We start from the raw sequence: 20,423 nt of genomic DNA, 5'->3' as shown, positions 1-20,423 counted from the left end.
GGAACACGATCAAGCAAAGGCGCGGGAATAAGCAGCATTATATTCAGCGTGAGGATGCGGCATACCTACGTGTAACGCTATCATTCTTTACTGTTGGGCTGGCAACTTTCGCATTGCTTTACTTCGTTCAGCCAATATTGCCAATTTTGTCAAAAGAATTTAACGTCTCACCGGCGAACAGCAGCTTATCTCTATCACTTTCCACCGGAATGTTATCCCTTGGATTACTAATTACAGGGCCTCTATCTGATGCACTTGGCCGTAAAAATGTGATGGTTATTTCATTGATTGCGGCAGCTATTTTCACCCTTTTGAGCTCTGTCATGACAAGCTGGCACGGAATCTTGCTTATGCGTGCACTTGTCGGTTTATCAGTCAGTGGCGTTGCCGCTGTAGCCATGACTTATTTAAGTGAAGAGATCCATCCGAGCTATGCTGCCTTATCTATAGGGCTATATATCAGTGGTAATTCAGTAGGAGGAATGAGTGGCCGTTTGATTACGGGCGTGGTTGCAGATTACTTCTCCTGGCGATTTGCTGTTATTTTATTGGGTACTTTTGCTTTGATCTCCGCCATCGCATTTTGGAAAATGTTGCCAGAATCCAAGCACTTCAAATCCAGCTCACTAAAACCTAAGACATTGCTCACCAACTTAAAATTACACTTCCGAGATGAAGGGCTTCCTCTTCTATTTGCTGAAGCATTTTTGCTGATGGGTAGTTTTGTCACAATGTTTAACTACATTGGTTATCGGTTATTAGATACGCCCTATCATTTTAGCCAGGCTATTGTTGGATTATTATCCGTTGTCTACTTAACCGGAACTTACAGTGCAACAAAAGCAGGCTCCCTGACCAGTAAACATGGACGTGGCAAGGTATTGTTAGTAGCAGTCAGTACCATGTTGATTGGTTGTATAATCACAATGTTCTCCTCCATCTTGGCGGTCATGCTTGGAATGATGATATTGACAACCGGTTTCTTTGCCGCTCATGCTGTTGCTAGTGGATGGGTTGGAAAACGAGCTAAACGAGCCAAAGCGCAGGCTTCATCCCTGTATTTATTCGGTTATTACGTGGGTTCAAGTATTGCTGGCACGTTAGGTGGTGTATTTTGGATATATTTTGCATGGAATGGTGTAGCAATATTTATTGCACTCTTAACCACAGCAGCTCTTTATTTAGGCGTTAAGCTCAATAAGTTGTCAAATTAAAAGAACATAATTGCCGACAATCTATTATGAATGTCGGCAACTTTCCAAAAAACTCATTTAAAAACCTCAATTATTCGCTTTTTATTTGTTTATTCTTTGATTATCAGTAATAAGATTGATTAGGTAACACAATAACTTTCGTTAAATAACCATCAATGATCTCAATACACCCTTCTTTCTTCAATGAAAATAATATGCGTTGTATACAACTGCGAGAAAGTGTGCACCTCTGCTCTATGTATCTGATAGCAGAAATATTTTCTCGAAATTCATCAGGTAACGTTATTAGGCGAGATAATAGACTGCATACAACCTCTTTGGCACCATGACGGAAGATACTAATATCCCTCGCATACAAGAAAGACATTTTATACGAAATTATTCTCATCCATTCCCGGTAAAGATCATGCTTTTTTATGGCATTTAAGGCATTAATTCTAGGAATTTGATAGAGTTCGCAATTTGGTCCCAATTCAATAGAATAATAGATTTCTGAGCCGGAATAGAAAGATATTCCTATGATATAAGGTGAGAAAGACGTCGCGATGATTAGAGCATCATTTATTCTGCGCATATTGACATAACCTTTCTCCAACAAAAAAAATTTAGCAAACTCATCTTCAATTTTAATAAATGTTCCTTGTGACGATAAATCTGATGTGATTAATTCAGAATATGGTAATAAAACATCTATAACCTTTCTAAAGGAATTCACTGGCTTGACTAATTTTTTCATATTTAACAACCTTGGAGCGTTACTCGCTCCATGGAAAATAATGTGGAATGAAAAATAAGTAAAAAATTTTTCTTATGTATAACTGTGTGAATATCTTCCTAACTCTTAAATAGTCCATTCATATTTTAATGCTTATAACTAATTTAAATTTTTATCACAATGTTGAAATGTATCGCAATAGGCGTTTTTTGTTCTTTTATATTATTGAATTTTTGTTTGGTTTTTTTGTGGAGGTTTGCACGTTTTGGGGGTATAGTTAAAAGTATGTTGTAACTAAATAAAAAATTTAAGGGTACAATTGTTGAGGATGGCAATATGAATAAATACCTTTCAATTAAGTCACTTACAAGCTGCTTCAAAAAGCAAGAAAAAAAATTATCTGAACTGATTACCTTGTTGATGAACTATCCGCTTATTGATGCCCGGGTATTCGAATTGCCTCAGATAGAAAAAGGCGAAGAACATGAACAATTAACTAAAATTAAAGTTAATCCTCTACAAGGAAATGAAGCTCTCAATTTAGGTTTACGCTTTTATCAGAAGTTATTCATACACCATAATAACCCCAATATCAGTAGCAAAGCTGCCAGTCGGCTTCCAGGAGCATTATGTTTTGCAGTCAGCCACCAGCAATATAAGGAAGCAATGAATGTAGTTAATGAAGTAAATCAATTAAAAGTCGAGCTGGAAAATATCGTCACCAAAGAATCCGGTGTCAGCAAAGAACAACGCTTTGAGTTTGTTCATAATCATTTGCGAGGGCTTATTACATTGAATGCCTACCGCACCATCACTCCCCTATTAGATCCTGATTCCATTAACTTTGGCTGGGCCAACAAAAACATCATTAAAAAAGTCACCAAACAACAAATTCTGGAACAACTGGAGAAAAGCTACAATGCAGGGCGAGCAGTTCCTCCTTACACTAGCGATCAATGGGCGTCTCTGGTAGCTTTGGAAATTACAGATATCAAGAAACTACCCGATAACGTGATATTGAAGATCAAAAGACCAGTGAAAGTACAACCCATTACTCGCGTATGGTACTCAGAGCTGCAAAAGCAAGTTCAATACGCGTGTCCACTTCCCGTTATTGTATTCTATACAAAGGACAGTGAAGCCAAACCGAAAATTGGCGCATTAACTGACTATAATGCCAATGCGATAAAACATAGATATAAACCCAAAGCCAAGCCATTGGAGCTCGTCATTCCTCGTCTTCATCTCTATAAAGAAATTTAAGCGATAAAAAAACCGGAGTGAATATTCTCCGGTTTTTAAATTTAATGGCGTAAACAGAAGTACATCATAGCAAGAACATTACTTCATGCTGCCAACCATCTCTTCTGGACGAACCCAATCATCAAACTCAGCTTCAGTCAAATAGCCCAATTGCATCGCGGATTGTTTTAACGTCAGACCTTCTTTGTGGGCTTTTTTAGCAATCTCAGCGGCTTTATCGTAGCCAATATGAGTATTCAGAGCCGTTACCAGCATCAGTGATTCATTCAGTAATTGAGTAATGCGATCATGGTTAGGTTCAATACCAATCGCACAGTGCTCATTGAAGCTACGCATGCCATCCGCCAGTAAACGAACAGATTGCAGGAAGTTATCGATAACCATTGGACGGAATACATTCAGCTCGAAATTACCCGACGCGCCACCAATATTGATAGCCACATCGTTACCCATAACCTGAGCACATAGCATAGTCATTGCTTCACACTGAGTCGGGTTAACTTTACCCGGCATAATTGAGCTGCCTGGTTCATTTTCAGGGATGGATATTTCACCGATGCCACAACGTGGGCCGGAAGCCAACCAGCGAACATCATTAGCAATCTTCATTAACGAAGCAGCCAAACCTTTCAGCGCACCATGAGAATGAACCAGTGCATCACAAGTTGCCAAAGCTTCAAATTTATTTGGGGAAGTCACAAAAGGATGGCCGGACAATTCAGCGATTTTCTTCGCAACGCGAACAGCATATTCTGGATGAGTATTCAGACCAGTTCCTACCGCTGTACCACCCAAAGCCAATTCGCACACATGAGGAATGCTGTTTTCAATATGTTTCAGGTTATGTGTCAGCATAGCTGCCCAACCAGAAACCTCCTGACCTAAAGTCAGAGGAGTCGCATCTTGTAGGTGGGTACGGCCAATTTTTACGATATTTTTAAATGCTTCCGCTTTGTCTGCCAGTGTTTTTTGTAATGCTTCTAACTCTGGTAACAAATGCTCACGTACTGCGGTAACTGCTGCAACATGTATAGCAGTTGGGAAAACATCATTAGAACTTTGACTTTTATTGACATCATCATTAGGGTGAATCAAACGTTCATTGCCCCGTTGACCGCCAAGGATCTCACTACCACGGTTCGCCAACACTTCATTCATGTTCATGTTGCTTTGAGTTCCCGAACCGGTCTGCCAGATAGCAAGAGGGAATTCTGTCGGGTGTTTACCTTCCAACACCTCTTTCGCCGCAGCGATAATTGCGTCACCACGTTCTTTAGGCAGAAGGCCTAAATCCATATTGACGCTGGCTGCTGCTTGTTTAGTCAATGCAAGAGCATGAATCAACGCAACAGGCATTTTCTCCTGAGAAATGCGGAAATGCTCCAGTGAGCGCTGAGTTTGCGCCCCCCATAATTGGTCAGCAGGTACTTCGATAGGTCCCATTGAGTCTTTTTCAATGCGAGTGGCTGCCATTACTATCTCCTTAGCACACAGAATAATTGAATACGCCGGAATAAATTTTGCAGATAAATTAGCCGGCATTTTTTTATAATGCCATAAATTTATGATCGATAATGCGACCTAACCGTGTTTATTGTATCGTTGTTATATAAATAAATTTATTTTTTATTATAGGAAATTCCGCCATGCTGAAAATGACTAATAACATCCAACATTATGACTGGGGAAGCAAAACGGCCCTGACGGATATTTATGGCATCGAAAACCCTGCTAATCAGCCAATGGCAGAATTATGGATGGGAGCACATCCGAAATGCAGTTCACTGGTGACCGATCCGGAAACCGGCGAAACCATCGCTTTGGATACGCTGATCGCCAGGGAACCAGAAAAATATCTCGGAGAAAGGGTAGCCCGTCAATTCCAGCGCTTACCTTTTTTGTTCAAAGTGTTGTGCGCGGCTCAGCCGCTTTCAATTCAGGTACATCCTGATAAAACATCTGCCGAGATAGGATTTGCTAAAGAAAATGCACAGGGAATACCTTTAGATTCAGCACAACGTAATTATAAAGACGATAATCACAAACCTGAGTTGGTCTATGCGCTGACACCATTTAAGGCCATGAATGCTTTTAGGCCACTATCAGAAATCGCACAACTATTGGGAAATGTTTCTGCTGCACATCCTGATATTCAGGCATTCATCCAGCATCCGACAGAACAAAACCTGTCGTTTCTCTTTGCCCAATTATTGAATATGCAAGGTGAATCGAAACGTTTAGCCATTGCTGTCTTAAAGTCTGCGCTGAATAGCCATCAGGGAGAACCATGGGATACTATCAGAAAGATGACCTCCTTCTATCCTGATGATAACGGTTTGTTTTCACCCCTCTTGCTTAACGTGGTCGAGCTGAAACCCGGCCAGGCAATGTTTCTGTACGCACGCACCCCTCATGCTTATCTTGAAGGTGTGGCTCTGGAAGTTATGGCCAACTCAGACAATGTGCTGCGTGCTGGTTTAACCAGTAAACATATTGATGTACCAGAATTGATGGCTAATTTAGATTTTATTCCGAAATATGCAGATACTTTGCTGACCACTCCAAAACAGGAAAAAGATGCGTTGAATTACCCTGTTCCCGTCAATGATTTCCATTTTTCTGTTTATGCTGTTTCAGAACAACCAATCACATTGGAGAATAATTCAGCATCAGTTTTATTTTGTTCTGAAGGTCAAGTGGTTATTAACTCTGATGAGCAGCAATTGAGATTATTCTCAGGTGAATCAATCTTCTTATCTGCTATAGAAAAAACCATAATTGTTCATGGTGATGGGAAAATTGCCAAAGTATCTAATTAATTATTCTATATTCATATAGTTACATCTATTACATCGGTTGTTAATCACATTTTCAGTGAAAAATGATTAAAATATCTTAGTTAGGCTATACACTTAACAACCATTATTGACATAAATAAAAGTGCACATATCAACCATGTTATGTGCGTTAACGGATGGGATTTCCACATGAAAAAATCGTTAGTTGCTGTAAGCGTTATTATTGCTCTGGGAGCGGTATGGACAGGTGCATCATGGTACACAGGTAAAAAGCTTGAAGGAAGTTTGGATGGTTTCATCACCAAGGCAAACACTGAACTCAAAAAAGAATTTCCTGAAAGCGGTATCGAATTGCAGGCAAAAGACTTCAAACGCGGTGTTTTCAGTTCCGATGTCCGTTTAATCCTGAACATAAAAAATACTCAGTCAAACGATAAAGGTGTTCCGTTAAGTAACGAAGAAATTATTTTTAAATCAACCATCGATCATGGTCCGTTTCCTATTGCCAACCTGAAAGCATTCAATTTAGCACCGCAAATGGCATCCATCCATTCTGAACTGGAACAAAGCAATACGCTGAAAGAGCTATTTAAGCTTACTGAAGGAAAATCGCCAATCAGTTCAGATACCAGCATTAGCTATGGAAGAAACCTCTCTTCCATTATGAACTTGAGTCCCATTAACCATACAGAAGACCAGGAAAATGGTGAGAAACGCGTTCTGTCTTTCTCAGGGGCAAAAATCAGTATTGATACCAACCGTGATTTAAGTGCATTATCATTTTCCGCCAAAAGTGATGAATTATCTTTCAGTGATCCCACCAAAAATGAATCAATTTCCCTAAAAAATATTGATTTTTCAGGGGAGAACAAAAAAGGTAATTTCGATTTCTATATTGGTCATCAGAGTTATAGCATTGGCGAAATTTCCCTGCATGAGATTGCCGGAAAATCCAATGCACCGAGTGAGACATCTCTCAAAGGGTTTAAAATCACGTCCGATTTGACAGAAGATAAAGACAACCTCAACATCAATATCGCTTACGGCGTTGATGGAATAAAAGTCAAAGATATAGATTTCGGCTCAGGTAAGCTTGCTCTGGGCATGGAAAAGTTAGATGGCCAGTCTGTACGTAAGTTTACTCAGGCTTATCACGATAGTTTAGTGGCATCAGATGCGTTATCTTATGATGCGAATTCCTATGCTATTCTCAGTAACTTACACTTACTTCTGAATAAAAATCCACAATTCAGCATTTCTCCTTTCAGTTGGAAAAACAGTAAAGGTGAAAGCGCAGTCGATTTCAAACTTTCCTTACAAAACATTCCTGAAGAGAAGAACGCGTTGTTCCTGATGGGGCCGGAAGAGATGATCCGCACTCTGGTCCAAGATCTGTCATTACGCGTTAGCGTACCTAAAGCTATGTTGATAGAATCTATCACACAAGCAGATATTTTAGACGGTGCAGACAAAGCGGCAGCAGAAGCTAAAGCAAAACAACAAGTTCAGATGCTTGCTCAAAAAGGCATTAAGCAAAAGATCCTCACTGATGAAAACGGCGTTATTGGTCTTAATTTCCAGTATGCCGATGACAAAGTTAAATTAAATAACAAAGAATCCAGCCTGCATCAATTCTTGCTTGATAATGATCTTGTCAGCTCCTATGATGATGACAATGGTGAACAAGCCCCGCATGGTGATACAGATAGTGAGTAAAATCAGCATGATAAGGCTGCATTGCTGAGACATCGCTAAAACATCGATAGTGCTTTCATTTTCTTGCCAGTCAACGCATTGACTGGCTTTTTTGTATATCTGAAATTTAATAAGAAGGATAAAAGATGATTGATACACGGCTTCCATTGACCGATTTACACCGTCACCTTGACGGCAATATTCGCCCTGAAACCATTTTGTCCCTTGCACGTCAACATAATATCCCCCTTCCTGCTTATGAACTGGAAGCCCTGCGCCCTCATGTCCAGATCATTGAAAATGAACCAAACCTTGTTAGTTTCCTTCAGAAACTGGACTGGGGAGTCGCCGTTCTGGCAGATTTAGATGCCTGCCGCAGAGTTGCCGTTGAGAATGTTGAAGATGCCGTCAACGCGGGCCTTGATTATGCTGAACTGCGCTTCTCTCCTTATTACATGGCGATGAAGCACCAACTGCCTGTTGAAGGTGTTGTTGAGGCAATCATTGATGGCATCCATTCTGCAAGCCAGCAACATGATATTCAGATCCGTTTGATCGGCATATTGAGCAGAACATTTGGAGAAAAAGCGTGTTCTCAAGAATTAGCCGGCCTGCTTGCTCATAAACGACATATTACAGCATTAGATCTGGCGGGTGATGAACTCGGCTTCCCTGGCTATCTGTTTGAACAACATTTTATCCAAGCGCGTGATGCAGGCTGGAATATCAGTGTACATGCCGGAGAGGCGGCTGGTGCAGAAAGTATCTGGCATGCTATTCGTGAATTGGGAGCAACCCGTATTGGACACGGTGTTAAAGCTATCACTGATCCGGCTTTGATGGACTATCTGGCTGAACACGGAATCGGTATTGAATCCTGTTTGACATCAAACCTGCAAACCAGCACAGTCAGCTCATCAGCGACTCACCCACTGAAAAAATTCCTTGAACACGGTATCTTGGCATCAATCAATACCGATGACCCGGCAGTCGAAGGCATTGAAATTCGCCACGAGTATGAGATTGCTGCACCGGCAGCAGGATTGTCTCCAGAACAAATCCGACAGGCACAAGTTAATGGATTAACAACCGCGTTCCTCAGCGAAGCGGAAAAGCAAGCCCTAAAAGAGAAAGTGGCAAGTCGCTAAGAAATATCACTATTTATTCTCAAAAACCGCTATTTTCAAAACTCGTTATTTAAAATGAGTTAACACTAAAGGCAGAAATTAATCTGCCTTTTTAGGTTTTGAACGTCGAGCATAACGCTGAGCCAGAACCGCGCAAACCATCAGTTGGATCTGGTGAAAAATCATCAATGGCAATAACATGACCCCTACCATTGAGGCAGGAAATAATACATTAGCCATCGGTACACCATTCGCCAGACTCTTCTTCGAACCACAAAAAACAATGGTAATTTCATCTTCTTTGCTGAATCCAAGCAAACGCGAACTGTACACATTAATCATTAACACGAGTGCTAATAAAACACAGCACACAATGCCAATCATTATGAGTGAATAAGCATCAATTTTATGCCAAATACCTTCCACCACCGCTTCACTGAATGCCACATATACCACCAGCAAAATGGAGGAACGGTCGGTCATATTAACCAGCTTTTTATGTTTTTCTACCCAACCGGCAATCAGAGGACGTGACAGGTGACCAACAATAAAAGGGACCATTAGCTGCAATATAATATCTTTTATCGCCTGCCAGGTATCAGTATGAGCGCCCCCTTCATGCGTTTGAATTAAAAAACCAACCAATAACGGGGATAAGAACACACCTAATAAACTTGAAGCGGAAGCACTACATATTGCAGCAGCGACATTTCCTCCAGCAACGGAAGTAAAGGCAATAGCCGACTGCACAGTAGCAGGTAAAGCACAAAGATAAAGAAATCCCATATAAACCGTAGGAGACATCCATTCCGGCACAATGAAATGCAGCCCCATCCCCAATATTGGGAATAAGACAAAGGTGCTAATAAAAATCACCAAATGCAGTTTCCAGTGCCCGATACCTGCCAAAATTGCACTACGGGATAATTTCGCGCCATGCATAAAAAACAACAATGCAATAGCGGCCGTTGTTAGGTGTTGAAACCATTTTTTAGCTTCGCCTTCACAGGGGAAAAACGATGCAATGATAACCACTGTAATCAGTATCACTAAAAAAGGATCAATTTTTAATTTCTGCAACAAGTTCATTAAAATAGCTCCCTTTGCCTTACCGTCCACGGCTTGATCAATCAATCAGAATTGTGCGTTGCTCTTGTGCTGATTTTTCACCTGCTTCAATAAGCTTCATGATCAAAATGGCTTCACTGGCAGTCACTGGGTTAGGCTTACCAAACAAAATAGCATCACGAATAGCGGCATAATAAGCACCATAATGGCCGGGTAAAGTGGGTATCACTTGTGTAATCAAGTCCTCACCTTGTGACAACGTCACCGAACCATCGCGTGCATCATAACCCCAATCAGCGCGAGGAGGCCTTTCACCTGCTTTCAAGCGTTCTTCTTGTGGATCCAAACCATACTTGGTGTAACTTCCGGCCATACCGTGCAATGTAAAAATAGGCGATTCTGTTGCTGCAAGCATGGTTGCATGTAGCACGACTTTTAAATCAGGATAAGTGAGCTGTGCATGAAAATAATCCGCTGTCTCTGCATTCGGACGTATCATGCCTAAATCCACAGTCATCGCTTTTGGTTTGCCAAATAGTTGAACGGCCTGATCCAATAAATGCGGGGCTAAATCATACCAAATCCCACTTCCCGCACCGGCAGCTTCACGCCAGCGTTGGCGAACAGCGGGACGGTAACGGTCAAAATGGGCTTCATAATATTTCAGAGCCCCTAATTTATTTTCTTTAATCAGTGATTTCACTGTCAAAAAACCTGAATCCCAACGACGATTATGAAATACAGATAACAATAAATTAGCTTCTTCTGCTTGTTTTTTCAGAGATTCTGCCTGTTCCACTGTAATAGTAAAAGGCTTATCAACGACAACATGCTTACCTGCCGCCAGAGCCTTTTGTGCTAGTGGATAGTGAGTATCATTGGGTGTTGGGATAACAATAAGATCAATATTCGGATCACTGAACAGGGTTTCAGGAGAGGAAGTCACTGACACCGTTGGCCAGTCTTTTTTGACTTTCTCTGCATCGCTACTTGAGATAGCCACCAGTTGGACATTAGGTGTTCCCGCAATCAATGGTGCATGGAAGGTCTTGCTTGCATAGCCATAACCTACCAAACCAACTTTTAAAAAATCACTCATAACTGCCTCTAAAAATGGTAATACTACGCTCAATACTACAAACCAGTAACAAGACATCAGAAAATAGCACCACCTATCATACGTTAGCAAATAATCCTGATATCTGTGTTACCATCTTTTCTCTATATCAAAATACTCATTATGGAGCGAAGATTTCTTTATGTATCAATCCAATGATTATTACCGCATTAGCGGCTGGTTATTAGCACCTGCTGCTTACTTAATCATGACATTAATCGCCGCCAGCTTTATTCTATTGTTATATGCCATGATGTTTATCCATAAAAATGAAGCCATCCATCAACTTGATAGTAGCTTTACCACTATGTGGTATATCTCCGTATTAACCTCAGCAATAATGTGGTGTTTTACTGTTTGGGTTTTGAGGTTGCTTTTTATTCGCTCAAAACGCTTCCCACGTATTTTTATTATTTGGCTTATGGTCTCTGTTTTGATCGCCATAAAAACCTTCGCCTTTTCCCCCATTACTGATGAGATGGCAGTACGATCCTTATTATGGACATTACTGGCTGCTGCTGTTTTTGTTCCTTATATTAAACGCTCTTATCGCGTAAAAATGACTTTCACACAAGATCGATAACATACCCCACAATTGATTGTTATTATTGCCCCTATTTACCTCACCGTCAGGTGAGGAATTTCTATTCAAACTGTATATTTTCCAGCATATTATTTTCAGGTATAGCAATGACTGAATACCTCTTGTTATTCATTGGCACAGTTTTGGTCAATAACTTTGTTTTAGTAAAATTCCTGGGGCTATGTCCTTTTATGGGCGTATCCAAAAAACTCGAAACCGCTATTGGTATGGGGTTAGCAACAACATTTGTGCTGACGTTGGCCTCTATCTGCTCATGGCTGATAAATACCCTGATTCTTGTACCACTTGATTTGGTTTATTTACGTACTTTAAGTTTTATTCTTGTCATTGCGGTTGTTGTTCAATTTACGGAATTGGTCGTCCGTAAAACCAGCCCGACACTGTACCGGCTCTTAGGGATCTTCCTGCCACTGATTACAACTAACTGTGCTGTACTCGGTGTCGCCCTGCTGAACGTCAATCAATCCCACGGGTTTCTTCAGTCTGCCGTATATGGTTTTAGTGCCGCTGCGGGTTTTTCCCTTGTCATGGTACTGTTTGCCGCCATTCGTGAACGGTTAGCTGTTGCCAATATTCCTGCCCCTTTTCGTGGTTCATCGATAGGGCTTATTACTGCGGGATTAATGTCCCTCGCATTTATGGGCTTTAGTGGTTTGGTGAAATTCTGATGATGTCATTATGGCTTGCTATCGGCGTATTAAGTATGCTCGGATTAAGCTTTGGCTTAATTCTCGGCTTTGCTGCCCGTCGTTTTAAAGTAGAAGAAGATCCGATTGTTGAAAAAATCGATAATCTGTTACCACAGAGTCAATGCGGACAATGTAGCTATCCCGGCTGCCGTCCTTATGCAGAAGCCGTTGCCAATAATGGTGAGATGATCAACAAATGCGCGCCCGGTGGAGAGCAAGTGATGCTCAAAATATCCGAATTACTGGGTGTCGATCCTCAACCGCTAGATGGCGATGAAAGCGTACAAAACCCGGCCAGAAAAGTGGCTTTTATTGATGAAGAGAACTGCATAGGCTGCACCAAATGTATTCAGGCATGTCCGGTTGATGCCATTATTGGTGCAAACCGCGCCATGCACACTGTTGTTGAAGATCTCTGCACGGGCTGCGACCTGTGTGTCGCACCTTGTCCAACTGATTGCATTACGATGATCCCTGTAGCGACTACCACCTCAAATTGGAAATGGGATTTAAACACCATTCCGGTAAAAAACATTCCTGTGACACCTGAACTTACTGTGTTCTCTCCTGTTAAACCTGTTGAGGTTAAAAGCAATGTTTAATCTACTCAACTGGCTTAACAAGAACAAAATATGGGATTTTGACGGGGGCATTCATCCACCGGAAATGAAACTGCAATCCAGCCGCACGCCATTGCGCTATGCCCCCCTGCCGGATGAATTCATTATTCCCCTGCAACAACATTTAGGGCCGGAAGGTGAATTACTGGTTAAGGTGGGTGATAAGGTTCTGAAAGGCCAACCCTTGACTATCGGTACAGGCCGAACCGTTCCTGTCCATGCTTCTACTTCAGGGACGATTACAGCCATCGAACCTTGCGTTACGGCACACCCTTCCGGGCTGAAAGAATTATGTGTCCGGTTGCGTCCTGACGGTGAAGACCAATGGTGCGAGCGAATCCAATCTCCTGATTATACAAAACTTGATGCCGATGAATTATTACAACGCATCCAGCAAGCTGGCATTGCGGGTTTAGGTGGTGCCGGTTTCCCGACGGCGATAAAACTTAAGGGCGGGAAATACAATCTCAACACGTTGATTATCAATGCCGCAGAGTGTGAACCCTATATTACTGCTGATGACCGCTTAATGCAGGAGCATGCGCAAGAAGTTATCGAAGGTATTCGTGTCTTGATGCACTTGCTCAACCCAAAACAGGTGTTGATCGGTATTGAAGATAATAAACCCGAAGCGATTGACGCCCTGTACAAAGCGCTCAATGGTGATAAATCTATTATTGTACGGGTGATCCCAACGAAATATCCTTCGGGTGGAGCCAAACAACTGACCAAGATCCTGACAGGTAAAGAAGTTCCATCCGGCGGGCGTTCTTCTGATATCGGTGTTCTCATGCAAAACGTCGGTACAGTGATGGCGATTAAGCGCGCTATCATTGACGGAGAACCTCTTATTGAACGCATCGTAACCCTGACAGGAGAAGCCGTCACCTCCCCGGGTAACGTCTGGGCACGCCTTGGCACGCCGGTTCGGTTCTTGCTACAACAAGTTGGATTCAAACCTAAAACAGAACAAATGGTCATTATGGGTGGGCCATTGATGGGCTTTACCCTACCTGACCTGAATGTACCCATTGTCAAAATCAGTAACTGCATTCTTGCTCCTTCAGCGCAAGAAATGGAACCCAAAGAGATTGAAGAAGCCTGCATTCGCTGTGGCTTATGTGTTGAAGCATGTCCGGCCGGATTACTGCCTCAACAACTTTATTGGTTCAGTCGTGGGCAAGAACATGAAAAAGCGAAAAATCACCATTTATTCGACTGTATCGAATGTGGTGCTTGTGCTTATGTGTGTCCAAGCAATATTCCCCTCGTCCAATATTACCGGCAGGAAAAAGCGGAAATACGGGCTATAGACGCAGAAACACGCCGTTCTGCTGAAGCTAAAATTCGTTTCGAAGCCAAACAAGTGCGTATGGAGCGAGAGAAATTGGCGCGTGAAGAACGCCATAAGAAAGCAGCTGTACAAATAACCAGTGGTGATAAAAACGCTATCGAAACCGCGCTTGCTCGCGTGAAAGAAAAGCAGAACAATGCAGGCGAAGCGATCACGATACAAGCAGGACAATTACCGGACAATGCAGCGGTCATTGCCGCACGTAAAGCCAGAAAAGAGCAATTACGTGCTCGTCAGGCAGAAAAACAGGCTGTTTCAAACACAGTTACAGATACAAAAGCACCCGTATCAACTGAGGGTGATGATCCTCGTAAAGCTGCCCTCGCCGCTGCAATAGCCAGAGCAAAAGCGAAAAAAGCAGCCCAAAGTGAAGAAGTGACAACATCACCCGCTGATTCACAAAATAGTGTGGCAGAAGCTGATCCGCGTAAAGCCGCTGTGGCTGCCGCAATTGCCCGCGCCAAGGCCAAGAAAGCCGCGCAAAATCAGCCTGAACCTGCTGCCCAACCAGCCGTTGCCGCCGAATCGGAAGAAACTGATCCACGCAAAGCCGCCGTTGCGGCTGCAATTGCCCGTGCTAAAGCCAAGAAAGCAGCTCAAAATCAGCATAACCCTGATATAAAACCAGTGGTTGCCGCTGAACCGGAAGAAACCGATCCACGTAAAGCCGCTGTTGCGGCTGCGATTGCTCGTGTTAAAGCCAAGAAAGCAGCCCAAGAAAAACAAGAAGTTCCAACAGAATAGTGACATTTATCAATGAAATTCAGGCCAGTAAACACTGACAATAACCAGCTAAAAGTCGCAAGTTCGCCTTTTACGCACAATCAAAAAAGAACCAGCCAAATTATGCTTTGGGTGGTTTTAGCTGCCATTCCCGGTATTGCTGTACAAACCTACTTCTTTGGCTATGGCACCTTGTTCCAAATCTTCTTAGCCATCATTACCGCATTATTAGCAGAGTCCGCTGCCATTGCACTAAAAAAACAGTTGGTCATGCCTTATCTCAAAGATAACTCGGCGTTAGTGACAGGATTACTTCTGGGAATGAGTTTGCCACCTTTAGCGCCTTGGTGGCTGATCGTTCTCGGCACATTTTTTGCCATCATCATTGCCAAACATTTGTATGGTGGGCTTGGGCAAAATCCATTTAACCCTGCCATGGTGGGCTATGTCGTTCTGCTTATTTCATTTCCTGTGCAAATGACCAGTTGGATGCCACCAGCATCGTTACAGGCATTCACCTTAACTCCTTGGGATAGCCTGATGGTCATCTTCACCGGGCATACACCGGATGGCTCTACCCTGCTACAGCTACAACAAGGTATTGATGGGCTAAGTCAGGCAACACCTCTGGATAGTTTTAAAACCGGCAGATTGACCCACGATCTTAATGAAGTATTACAGCAGCCGATATTGCAGGGTACTTTGGCGGGTATTGGCTGGCAATGGGTTAATATTGCTTATCTGGTCGGTGGGTTGATTATGCTTAACCGAAAAGTCATCAATTGGCAGATCCCGACTGCATTTATTTTGTCATTAGGTGTTTGTGCATTACTGAGCTGGCTTATTGATCCGACTCGTTATTCACCACCGTTATTGCAACTTCTTTCCGGCGCAACCATGTTAGGTGCCTTTTTTATTGCAACCGATCCGGTCAGTGCATCAACAACGCCAAAAGGCCGCTTGATTTATGGTGCCATGATTGGGGTGCTAATTTGGGTGATTCGCGTTTATGGCGGTTATCCGGATGCCGTGGCATTTGCCGTATTATTGGCAAATATCTGCGTGCCGCTGATAGACCATTACACACAACCTCGTGCTTACGGTCATAAATAAGGAGATTGCTATGTTAGAAACGATGCGGCGTCACGGTATTATCCTTGCCATTTTTGCCGCCTGCACGACCGGCTTAACCGCGATTGTTTATTCATTAACAAAAGACCGGATTGCAGAACAAGCAGCGTTACAACACAAGGTATTGCTGGATCAGATTGTTCCCCCTGCTTTATATGACAATAAAATGCAGGAGGAATGCTATTTGGTGGTAGACAAGGCACTGGGTAATACCCAGCCTCATCACCTCTATCTCGCCCGTAAAAATGGCGCTCCGGTTGCAGCAGCACTGGAAAGTACCGCACCGGATGGCTATTCAGGCGCCATTCAGTTACTGGTCGGCGCTGATTTTTCCGGCAAAGTGTTAGGCGTTCGGGTGACTGAACACCATGAAACACCGGGATTGGGCGATAAAATTGAAACCCGAATTTCCGATTGGATTGATACATTCTCTGGCAAAAAAGTGATGTCAAAAGACGATCACAATTGGGCAGTCAAAAAAGATGGTGGGGAATTTGATCAATTTACCGGCGCAACCATTACCCCACGTGCTGTCGTCAACGCGGTTAAACGGACTGCCCTTTATCTGGAGACGGTTCCTGCACAACTTTCTTCGCTTCCAACCTGTGGAGAGGAATAATTATGAGTGAAACCAAAAACCTATTTATTCAGGGGCTATGGAAAAACAACTCCGCATTAGTGCAACTTTTAGGGCTTTGCCCTCTATTGGCGGTTTCCTCTACTGCAACCAATGCCTTGGGACTAGGTTTAGCCACTACACTGGTTTTATTGAGCACCAACATTGCTGTATCCGCTTTGCGTCGTTGGGTTCCCCATGAAATTCGTATCCCAATTTACGTGATGATTATTGCCTCTGTCGTCAGTGCCGTTCAGATGCTCATCAATGCCTTTGCCTTCGGGTTATATGAATCATTGGGAATTTTTATCCCTTTGATTGTGACAAACTGCATTGTCATTGGCCGTGCAGAAGCCTACGCATCAAAAAATTCAATCTACCATTCCATGATCGATGGCCTTGCGATGGGGTTCGGTGCAACCTTTGCCCTGTTCGTGCTAGGTGCGATACGTGAAATTCTGGGTAATGGCACATTGTTTGATGGCGCGGATTTGCTGCTAGGCAGTTGGGCGAAATCACTGCGAATTGAAATTCTCCATATGGATTCCCCTTTTCTGCTTGCCATCCTGCCACCCGGTGCATTTATTGGGCTAGGCTTAATGCTGGCCGGAAAATATCTCATTGATGAACGCATGAAGAGCCGGACAGAAAACAAAGAACGCCAATGCTATATAGAAAAAAACAATATAGAAAAAGGCTGTGGAAGCCATATCACAAGAAGCTGAAGGTGCAATCAGATATGAATCAACAAAAAAGGGTTGAGATACTCACCCGCTTACGGTATCACAATCCACACCCCACTACTGAGTTGGTTTTCAATTCCCCTTTTGAATTGCTGATCTCCGTTTTACTGTCTGCACAGGCTACGGATGTCAGCGTCAATAAGGCAACGGCAAAATTATACCCTGTTGCCAATACGCCACAAGCAATCCTTGATTTGGGGGTTGATGGCTTAAAGGAGTATATAAAAACCATCGGGTTATATAACACCAAAGCGGAAAATGTGATTAAAACCTGCCGGATTTTGCTGGAAAAACATAAAGGTGAAGTACCGGAAGATCGCGCAGCGCTGGAAGCGCTGCCGGGGGTTGGGCGAAAAACGGCTAATGTTGTGCTGAACACCGCTTTTGGCTGGCCGACCATTGCCGTTGATACCCATATTTTTCGCGTCAGCAATCGAACGAAATTTGCGCCCGGCAAAAATGTGGATGAAGTGGAAAAGAATTTATTAAAAGTGGTGCCCGATGAATTCAAAGTTGATTGCCATCATTGGCTGATTTTACATGGCCGTTATACTTGTATTGCCCGTAAGCCTCGTTGTGGATCTTGTATTATTGAAGATCTTTGTGAGTTTGGGGATAAGACAGAGTAACTTTTGATATCTTGCAACAAGAAGAAGCATAAATAATGTAAGCAGGGTCAAAAAATTTCCCTGCTTTGCATTAAATAACCTGATATTAGTTCTCTAAGTTATTTTTAATTCCAATTAACCAAGTTATACAATCATTTTTATCTTCAAAATAAATATTTGTAATTTCTCTGATCTCATCTAATGGAAAATTTGATCCTTTTATCAAGAAAGAGATGTCATTTAAACAGCCCTCAATAGTTTCTTTACTAGAAACCCCTTTGTAAGAAAGTACTATCTCCTTATCAGTTAGATCTTCAAAATCTGCATCGGGAAACCATGCGCCAATAAAATTGTATAAATTTTTGTATTTCTCTCGAAAAATCATATAACTCTATTACCTCGGAAACGCAGTTAATATGTAATACTTGCCATAACCTTTACTTACCAGAACAACCCTCACATTTGTAACATCTATAACTTGCGCAAGAGTAGTGCTTCCTTTAGCTGCATATCGACCAATATTGATAGGACCATTATAATCTACAACACGTCTGTCACCCGCAATTGCAGTATTTGCCCAAGATCTAATCTGATACCGATCACTTTTTAATGCTTGTGATATTACGCTTTCAGCATCCTGAATGCTATTAAAGCGACTTGCACCAGTAATCTTTGTATTCGCTGCTAAACGACTTAATAAATCTCTATCAGTCAGTCCAGTCTGTGAAGTAATATTTTGGTAAACATGTCTAGATAGAACATGTCCTCCTGCCTTTTCATGATTGTCAAGCCAACAGGGAGCCAATCCTAGTGGATCGAGCCAATTTGTCGGATTATGAACGTATCCGTACGGATTAAATCCCCCCAGCAGCCCGATGGGGTCTTAGGGACGATTCCGGCACGGTCATACGGTTTTAAGCGATTTTTTCCTTGATTATCAGCTTATTAAAGAACCGCTTTTACCCGTTCCGCCCATTCCCGCGAACCTAAAATGCCGATGTGCACTTTTGGGCTATTTAACCCGTTTGCCCCGGTGCGTTTTTGCCCTGTTACCATCGCAGGCCGTTGTGCAGTATAGCGCCCCTTTTTCTTTGTGATGGGCTGGACAGCCTGATTTTGTGAGGTTTTTCACGGCAACGGGCGAACGCTGCCCGGCTTGCCGGGCGGCGGGCGGCCGTTCTGCGGGTGCGGGCGGCACAGAGCCTGCAAGCGGCGCCCTGCGACGCTCGGGAGCACCGATGTTTCAGACCGGGCACGGTTTTGCATGACCGCACCCTGTTTACAAGGGAAGCCCCCTGCGGGGGCTGCACGGGGGCGGAGATGGCGAGCACGGCAACGAGCGAGGAGCGCAGCGACTGCGAGCCGCGCGCAGACAATGCAGCAGGGTTGGGGCGGGGGAGGTAAACGCGGAGGCCGCAGGCCGACCTGCCTACAGCGTTGTTAGCCTGGGCCAGGTCAGGCAGCTAATGAAGGCGCAGGTGAGATGCCGGATGTGGCACGGTGTTCCGGTTCGGCGCGGTTTTGGGCAGGCATAGGCGCCGGTGCTGACAGCAGAAGGCGCAGCCTTGTGCGCCACACCCCGCGAGGCCGAACCGCGGGGGCGCCAGACATAATGCAGATTAGGCGATGTGAGCCGCTCTTTGGGGCTGGGCGGGACGGCAGGGCCGCCCGGCGAATTTCGCATAATCTCCCTGCATTATGTTAAATGGGCTTTGGGCAGCCGGCACACAGTGATTGGGGACACCGTGGCCGCCGCGGCCCATTGCCCATTTACCCCCGCCGGCACCGCTGCTTCCGGGCAGTCCGGCCACGGTCTGCCCCTGCCCCGCACCCCCGCGAACTCAACGGGGATTATCGGGCTGTCCGGTACGCTGTGGTTTCGGGTCTGTGTCAGGTTCTCCGCTGGCACCGCCTGAGCTGCTCTTTAGCGGTTCGGTATGGTTGTCTGCGTCCGGTTGGGTCTGGGGCACCCGCTCGGCAGGATGGGTCTGGCTGTGCACCTGCCTGAGCTGTTTGATGGCGACCCGCGTATACACCTGGGTGGTGTTGAGTTTCTCATGCCCCAGCATGGCCTGGATATGGCGGATATCCGCCCCGTTGTCCAGCATCTGCGTCGCCATTGAATGCCGGAACAGGTGACAGGCGCCCGGCTTGTCAAGCTGCGCCTGATGGCGGATGGCCTTGCCGGCGATTTGGGTCAGGTGCCCCAGACTGAGCGGCCTGCCCTTTTGCGAGATAAACAGGTAACCGCTGTCATAGTGCGCCGCTAACTGTGGCCGGACCTGCACCAGATAGCGTGTCAGCCAGCCCAGCGCCCGCTCGCCGATGGGCACCACCC

The 20,423-nt window shown here is 43.9% G+C and carries 21 protein-coding genes; 13 read left to right on the top strand and 8 right to left on the bottom strand.

Annotated elements, in window-relative coordinates; translation table 11 throughout:
• Positions 1-8 precede the first annotated feature (8 nt).
• Entirely contained in the window at positions 9-1,214 is a 1,206-nt protein-coding gene (locus Xenpb_RS11350) for an MFS transporter (RefSeq protein ID WP_368666820.1), read from the top strand.
• 103 nt (positions 1,215-1,317) lie between these two features.
• Here the strand turns inward: Xenpb_RS11350 and Xenpb_RS11345 are convergent, their stop codons facing one another.
• The gene (locus Xenpb_RS11345) at positions 1,318-1,950 is read right to left on the bottom strand and encodes a helix-turn-helix domain-containing protein (protein ID WP_187654425.1); all 633 of its coding nucleotides are present in this window, start codon (positions 1,948-1,950) and stop codon (positions 1,318-1,320) included.
• 315 nt (positions 1,951-2,265) lie between these two features.
• On the opposite strand from Xenpb_RS11345, the gene tus reads away from it, so the two are divergent.
• Entirely contained in the window at positions 2,266-3,192 is a 927-nt protein-coding gene (gene tus, locus Xenpb_RS11340) for a DNA replication terminus site-binding protein (RefSeq protein ID WP_187654424.1), read from the top strand.
• A 78-nt stretch (positions 3,193-3,270) separates the two neighbouring features.
• On the opposite strand, the gene fumC is transcribed toward tus, so the two are convergent.
• Entirely contained in the window at positions 3,271-4,665 is a 1,395-nt protein-coding gene (gene fumC / locus Xenpb_RS11335; RefSeq protein WP_187654423.1) for a class II fumarate hydratase, read from the bottom strand.
• A 173-nt stretch (positions 4,666-4,838) separates the two neighbouring features.
• Here fumC and manA point away from each other — a divergent pair, with 173 nt between their 5' ends.
• The 3 genes from manA (at position 4,839) to add (ending at position 8,833) form a co-directional block, all read left to right on the top strand.
• Complete coding sequence (gene manA / locus Xenpb_RS11330; protein ID WP_187654422.1) at positions 4,839-6,011, top strand: mannose-6-phosphate isomerase; 1,173 nt, start codon at positions 4,839-4,841, stop codon at positions 6,009-6,011.
• 168 nt (positions 6,012-6,179) lie between these two features.
• Positions 6,180-7,706, top strand: coding sequence for a YdgA family protein (locus Xenpb_RS11325; protein WP_187654421.1), 1,527 nt, complete (start codon positions 6,180-6,182; stop codon positions 7,704-7,706).
• Positions 7,707-7,831: 125 nt separating this feature from the next.
• Positions 7,832-8,833 carry an adenosine deaminase gene (add, locus tag Xenpb_RS11320; protein ID WP_187654420.1) on the top strand — a complete coding sequence of 334 codons (1,002 nt, stop codon included), beginning with the start codon at positions 7,832-7,834 and terminating at the stop codon, positions 8,831-8,833.
• 78 nt (positions 8,834-8,911) lie between these two features.
• On the opposite strand, the gene Xenpb_RS11315 is transcribed toward add, so the two are convergent.
• Positions 8,912-9,901 (bottom strand): bile acid:sodium symporter family protein, encoded by a 990-nt coding sequence (locus tag Xenpb_RS11315; protein WP_187654419.1) that lies wholly within the window; start codon positions 9,899-9,901, stop codon positions 8,912-8,914.
• Positions 9,902-9,938: 37 nt separating this feature from the next.
• The gene (locus tag Xenpb_RS11310; protein ID WP_187654418.1) at positions 9,939-10,979 is read right to left on the bottom strand and encodes an oxidoreductase; all 1,041 of its coding nucleotides are present in this window, start codon (positions 10,977-10,979) and stop codon (positions 9,939-9,941) included.
• A 160-nt stretch (positions 10,980-11,139) separates the two neighbouring features.
• Between Xenpb_RS11310 and Xenpb_RS11305 the strand changes: the two genes are divergently transcribed.
• From Xenpb_RS11305 to nth, 8 genes are all read left to right on the top strand, one after another.
• The gene (locus Xenpb_RS11305) at positions 11,140-11,580 is read left to right on the top strand and encodes a DUF2569 domain-containing protein (RefSeq protein WP_099114776.1); all 441 of its coding nucleotides are present in this window, start codon (positions 11,140-11,142) and stop codon (positions 11,578-11,580) included.
• Positions 11,581-11,687: 107 nt separating this feature from the next.
• Complete coding sequence (rsxA, locus tag Xenpb_RS11300) at positions 11,688-12,269, top strand: electron transport complex subunit RsxA (protein ID WP_047962684.1); 582 nt, start codon at positions 11,688-11,690, stop codon at positions 12,267-12,269.
• Positions 12,269-12,892 (top strand): electron transport complex subunit RsxB, encoded by a 624-nt coding sequence (gene rsxB, locus Xenpb_RS11295; RefSeq protein ID WP_099114777.1) that lies wholly within the window; start codon positions 12,269-12,271, stop codon positions 12,890-12,892. Before rsxA ends, rsxB begins: the two co-directional genes overlap by 1 nt.
• On the top strand, positions 12,885-15,008 hold the full coding sequence (gene rsxC, locus Xenpb_RS11290; protein WP_187654417.1) for an electron transport complex subunit RsxC: 2,124 nt from the start codon (positions 12,885-12,887) through the stop codon (positions 15,006-15,008). Before rsxB ends, rsxC begins: the two co-directional genes overlap by 8 nt.
• Positions 15,009-15,020: 12 nt before the next feature.
• Positions 15,021-16,100 (top strand): electron transport complex subunit RsxD, encoded by a 1,080-nt coding sequence (rsxD, locus tag Xenpb_RS11285; RefSeq protein WP_187654416.1) that lies wholly within the window; start codon positions 15,021-15,023, stop codon positions 16,098-16,100.
• 10 nt (positions 16,101-16,110) lie between these two features.
• Positions 16,111-16,737 (top strand): electron transport complex subunit RsxG, encoded by a 627-nt coding sequence (gene rsxG, locus Xenpb_RS11280; RefSeq protein ID WP_187654415.1) that lies wholly within the window; start codon positions 16,111-16,113, stop codon positions 16,735-16,737.
• A 2-nt stretch (positions 16,738-16,739) separates the two neighbouring features.
• Positions 16,740-17,459 (top strand): electron transport complex subunit E, encoded by a 720-nt coding sequence (locus Xenpb_RS11275; RefSeq protein WP_187654414.1) that lies wholly within the window; start codon positions 16,740-16,742, stop codon positions 17,457-17,459.
• 14 nt (positions 17,460-17,473) lie between these two features.
• Positions 17,474-18,106 (top strand): endonuclease III, encoded by a 633-nt coding sequence (nth, locus tag Xenpb_RS11270; RefSeq protein ID WP_187654413.1) that lies wholly within the window; start codon positions 17,474-17,476, stop codon positions 18,104-18,106.
• Between the two features lie 85 nt (positions 18,107-18,191).
• On the opposite strand, the gene Xenpb_RS11265 is transcribed toward nth, so the two are convergent.
• The 4 genes from Xenpb_RS11265 to Xenpb_RS11250 all read right to left on the bottom strand — a co-directional run.
• Positions 18,192-18,470 (bottom strand): hypothetical protein, encoded by a 279-nt coding sequence (locus Xenpb_RS11265; RefSeq protein WP_187654412.1) that lies wholly within the window; start codon positions 18,468-18,470, stop codon positions 18,192-18,194.
• Between the two features lie 9 nt (positions 18,471-18,479).
• Positions 18,480-18,890, bottom strand: a complete 411-nt coding sequence (locus Xenpb_RS20475) for an RNase A-like domain-containing protein (protein WP_187654411.1) — start codon at positions 18,888-18,890, stop codon at positions 18,480-18,482.
• A gap of 814 nt (positions 18,891-19,704) precedes the next feature.
• Complete coding sequence (locus Xenpb_RS11255) at positions 19,705-19,896, bottom strand: hypothetical protein (RefSeq protein ID WP_187654410.1); 192 nt, start codon at positions 19,894-19,896, stop codon at positions 19,705-19,707.
• Positions 19,897-19,926: 30 nt separating this feature from the next.
• On the bottom strand, positions 19,927-20,423 hold a 497-nt coding region (locus Xenpb_RS11250; RefSeq protein WP_187654409.1), incomplete at its 5' end, for a tyrosine-type recombinase/integrase.

This window comes from Xenorhabdus sp. PB62.4 (genome assembly GCF_014467285.1).
Taxonomy (GTDB): domain Bacteria; phylum Pseudomonadota; class Gammaproteobacteria; order Enterobacterales; family Enterobacteriaceae; genus Xenorhabdus.
The sequence above is the reverse complement of the archived record's forward strand: the minus strand, read 5'-3'. Positions and strand labels throughout refer to the sequence as shown.

Excerpts from the sequence above, each read along its gene's own strand:
- Xenpb_RS11345 (WP_187654425.1), bottom strand. The coding sequence starts at position 1,950 with ATGAAAAAATTAGTCAAGCCAGTGAATTCCTTTAGAAAGGTTATAGAT.
- tus (WP_187654424.1), top strand. The coding sequence starts at position 2,266 with ATGAATAAATACCTTTCAATTAAGTCACTTACAAGCTGCTTCAAAAAG.
- fumC (WP_187654423.1), bottom strand. The coding sequence starts at position 4,665 with ATGGCAGCCACTCGCATTGAAAAAGACTCAATGGGACCTATCGAAGTA.
- manA (WP_187654422.1), top strand. The coding sequence starts at position 4,839 with ATGCTGAAAATGACTAATAACATCCAACATTATGACTGGGGAAGCAAA.
- Xenpb_RS11325 (WP_187654421.1), top strand. The coding sequence starts at position 6,180 with ATGAAAAAATCGTTAGTTGCTGTAAGCGTTATTATTGCTCTGGGAGCG.
- add (WP_187654420.1), top strand. The coding sequence starts at position 7,832 with ATGATTGATACACGGCTTCCATTGACCGATTTACACCGTCACCTTGAC.
- Xenpb_RS11315 (WP_187654419.1), bottom strand. The coding sequence starts at position 9,901 with ATGAACTTGTTGCAGAAATTAAAAATTGATCCTTTTTTAGTGATACTG.
- Xenpb_RS11310 (WP_187654418.1), bottom strand. The coding sequence starts at position 10,979 with ATGAGTGATTTTTTAAAAGTTGGTTTGGTAGGTTATGGCTATGCAAGC.
- Xenpb_RS11305 (WP_099114776.1), top strand. The coding sequence starts at position 11,140 with ATGTATCAATCCAATGATTATTACCGCATTAGCGGCTGGTTATTAGCA.
- rsxA (WP_047962684.1), top strand. The coding sequence starts at position 11,688 with ATGACTGAATACCTCTTGTTATTCATTGGCACAGTTTTGGTCAATAAC.
- rsxB (WP_099114777.1), top strand. The coding sequence starts at position 12,269 with ATGATGTCATTATGGCTTGCTATCGGCGTATTAAGTATGCTCGGATTA.
- rsxC (WP_187654417.1), top strand. The coding sequence starts at position 12,885 with ATGTTTAATCTACTCAACTGGCTTAACAAGAACAAAATATGGGATTTT.
- rsxD (WP_187654416.1), top strand. The coding sequence starts at position 15,021 with ATGAAATTCAGGCCAGTAAACACTGACAATAACCAGCTAAAAGTCGCA.
- rsxG (WP_187654415.1), top strand. The coding sequence starts at position 16,111 with ATGTTAGAAACGATGCGGCGTCACGGTATTATCCTTGCCATTTTTGCC.
- Xenpb_RS11275 (WP_187654414.1), top strand. The coding sequence starts at position 16,740 with ATGAGTGAAACCAAAAACCTATTTATTCAGGGGCTATGGAAAAACAAC.
- nth (WP_187654413.1), top strand. The coding sequence starts at position 17,474 with ATGAATCAACAAAAAAGGGTTGAGATACTCACCCGCTTACGGTATCAC.
- Xenpb_RS11265 (WP_187654412.1), bottom strand. The coding sequence starts at position 18,470 with ATGATTTTTCGAGAGAAATACAAAAATTTATACAATTTTATTGGCGCA.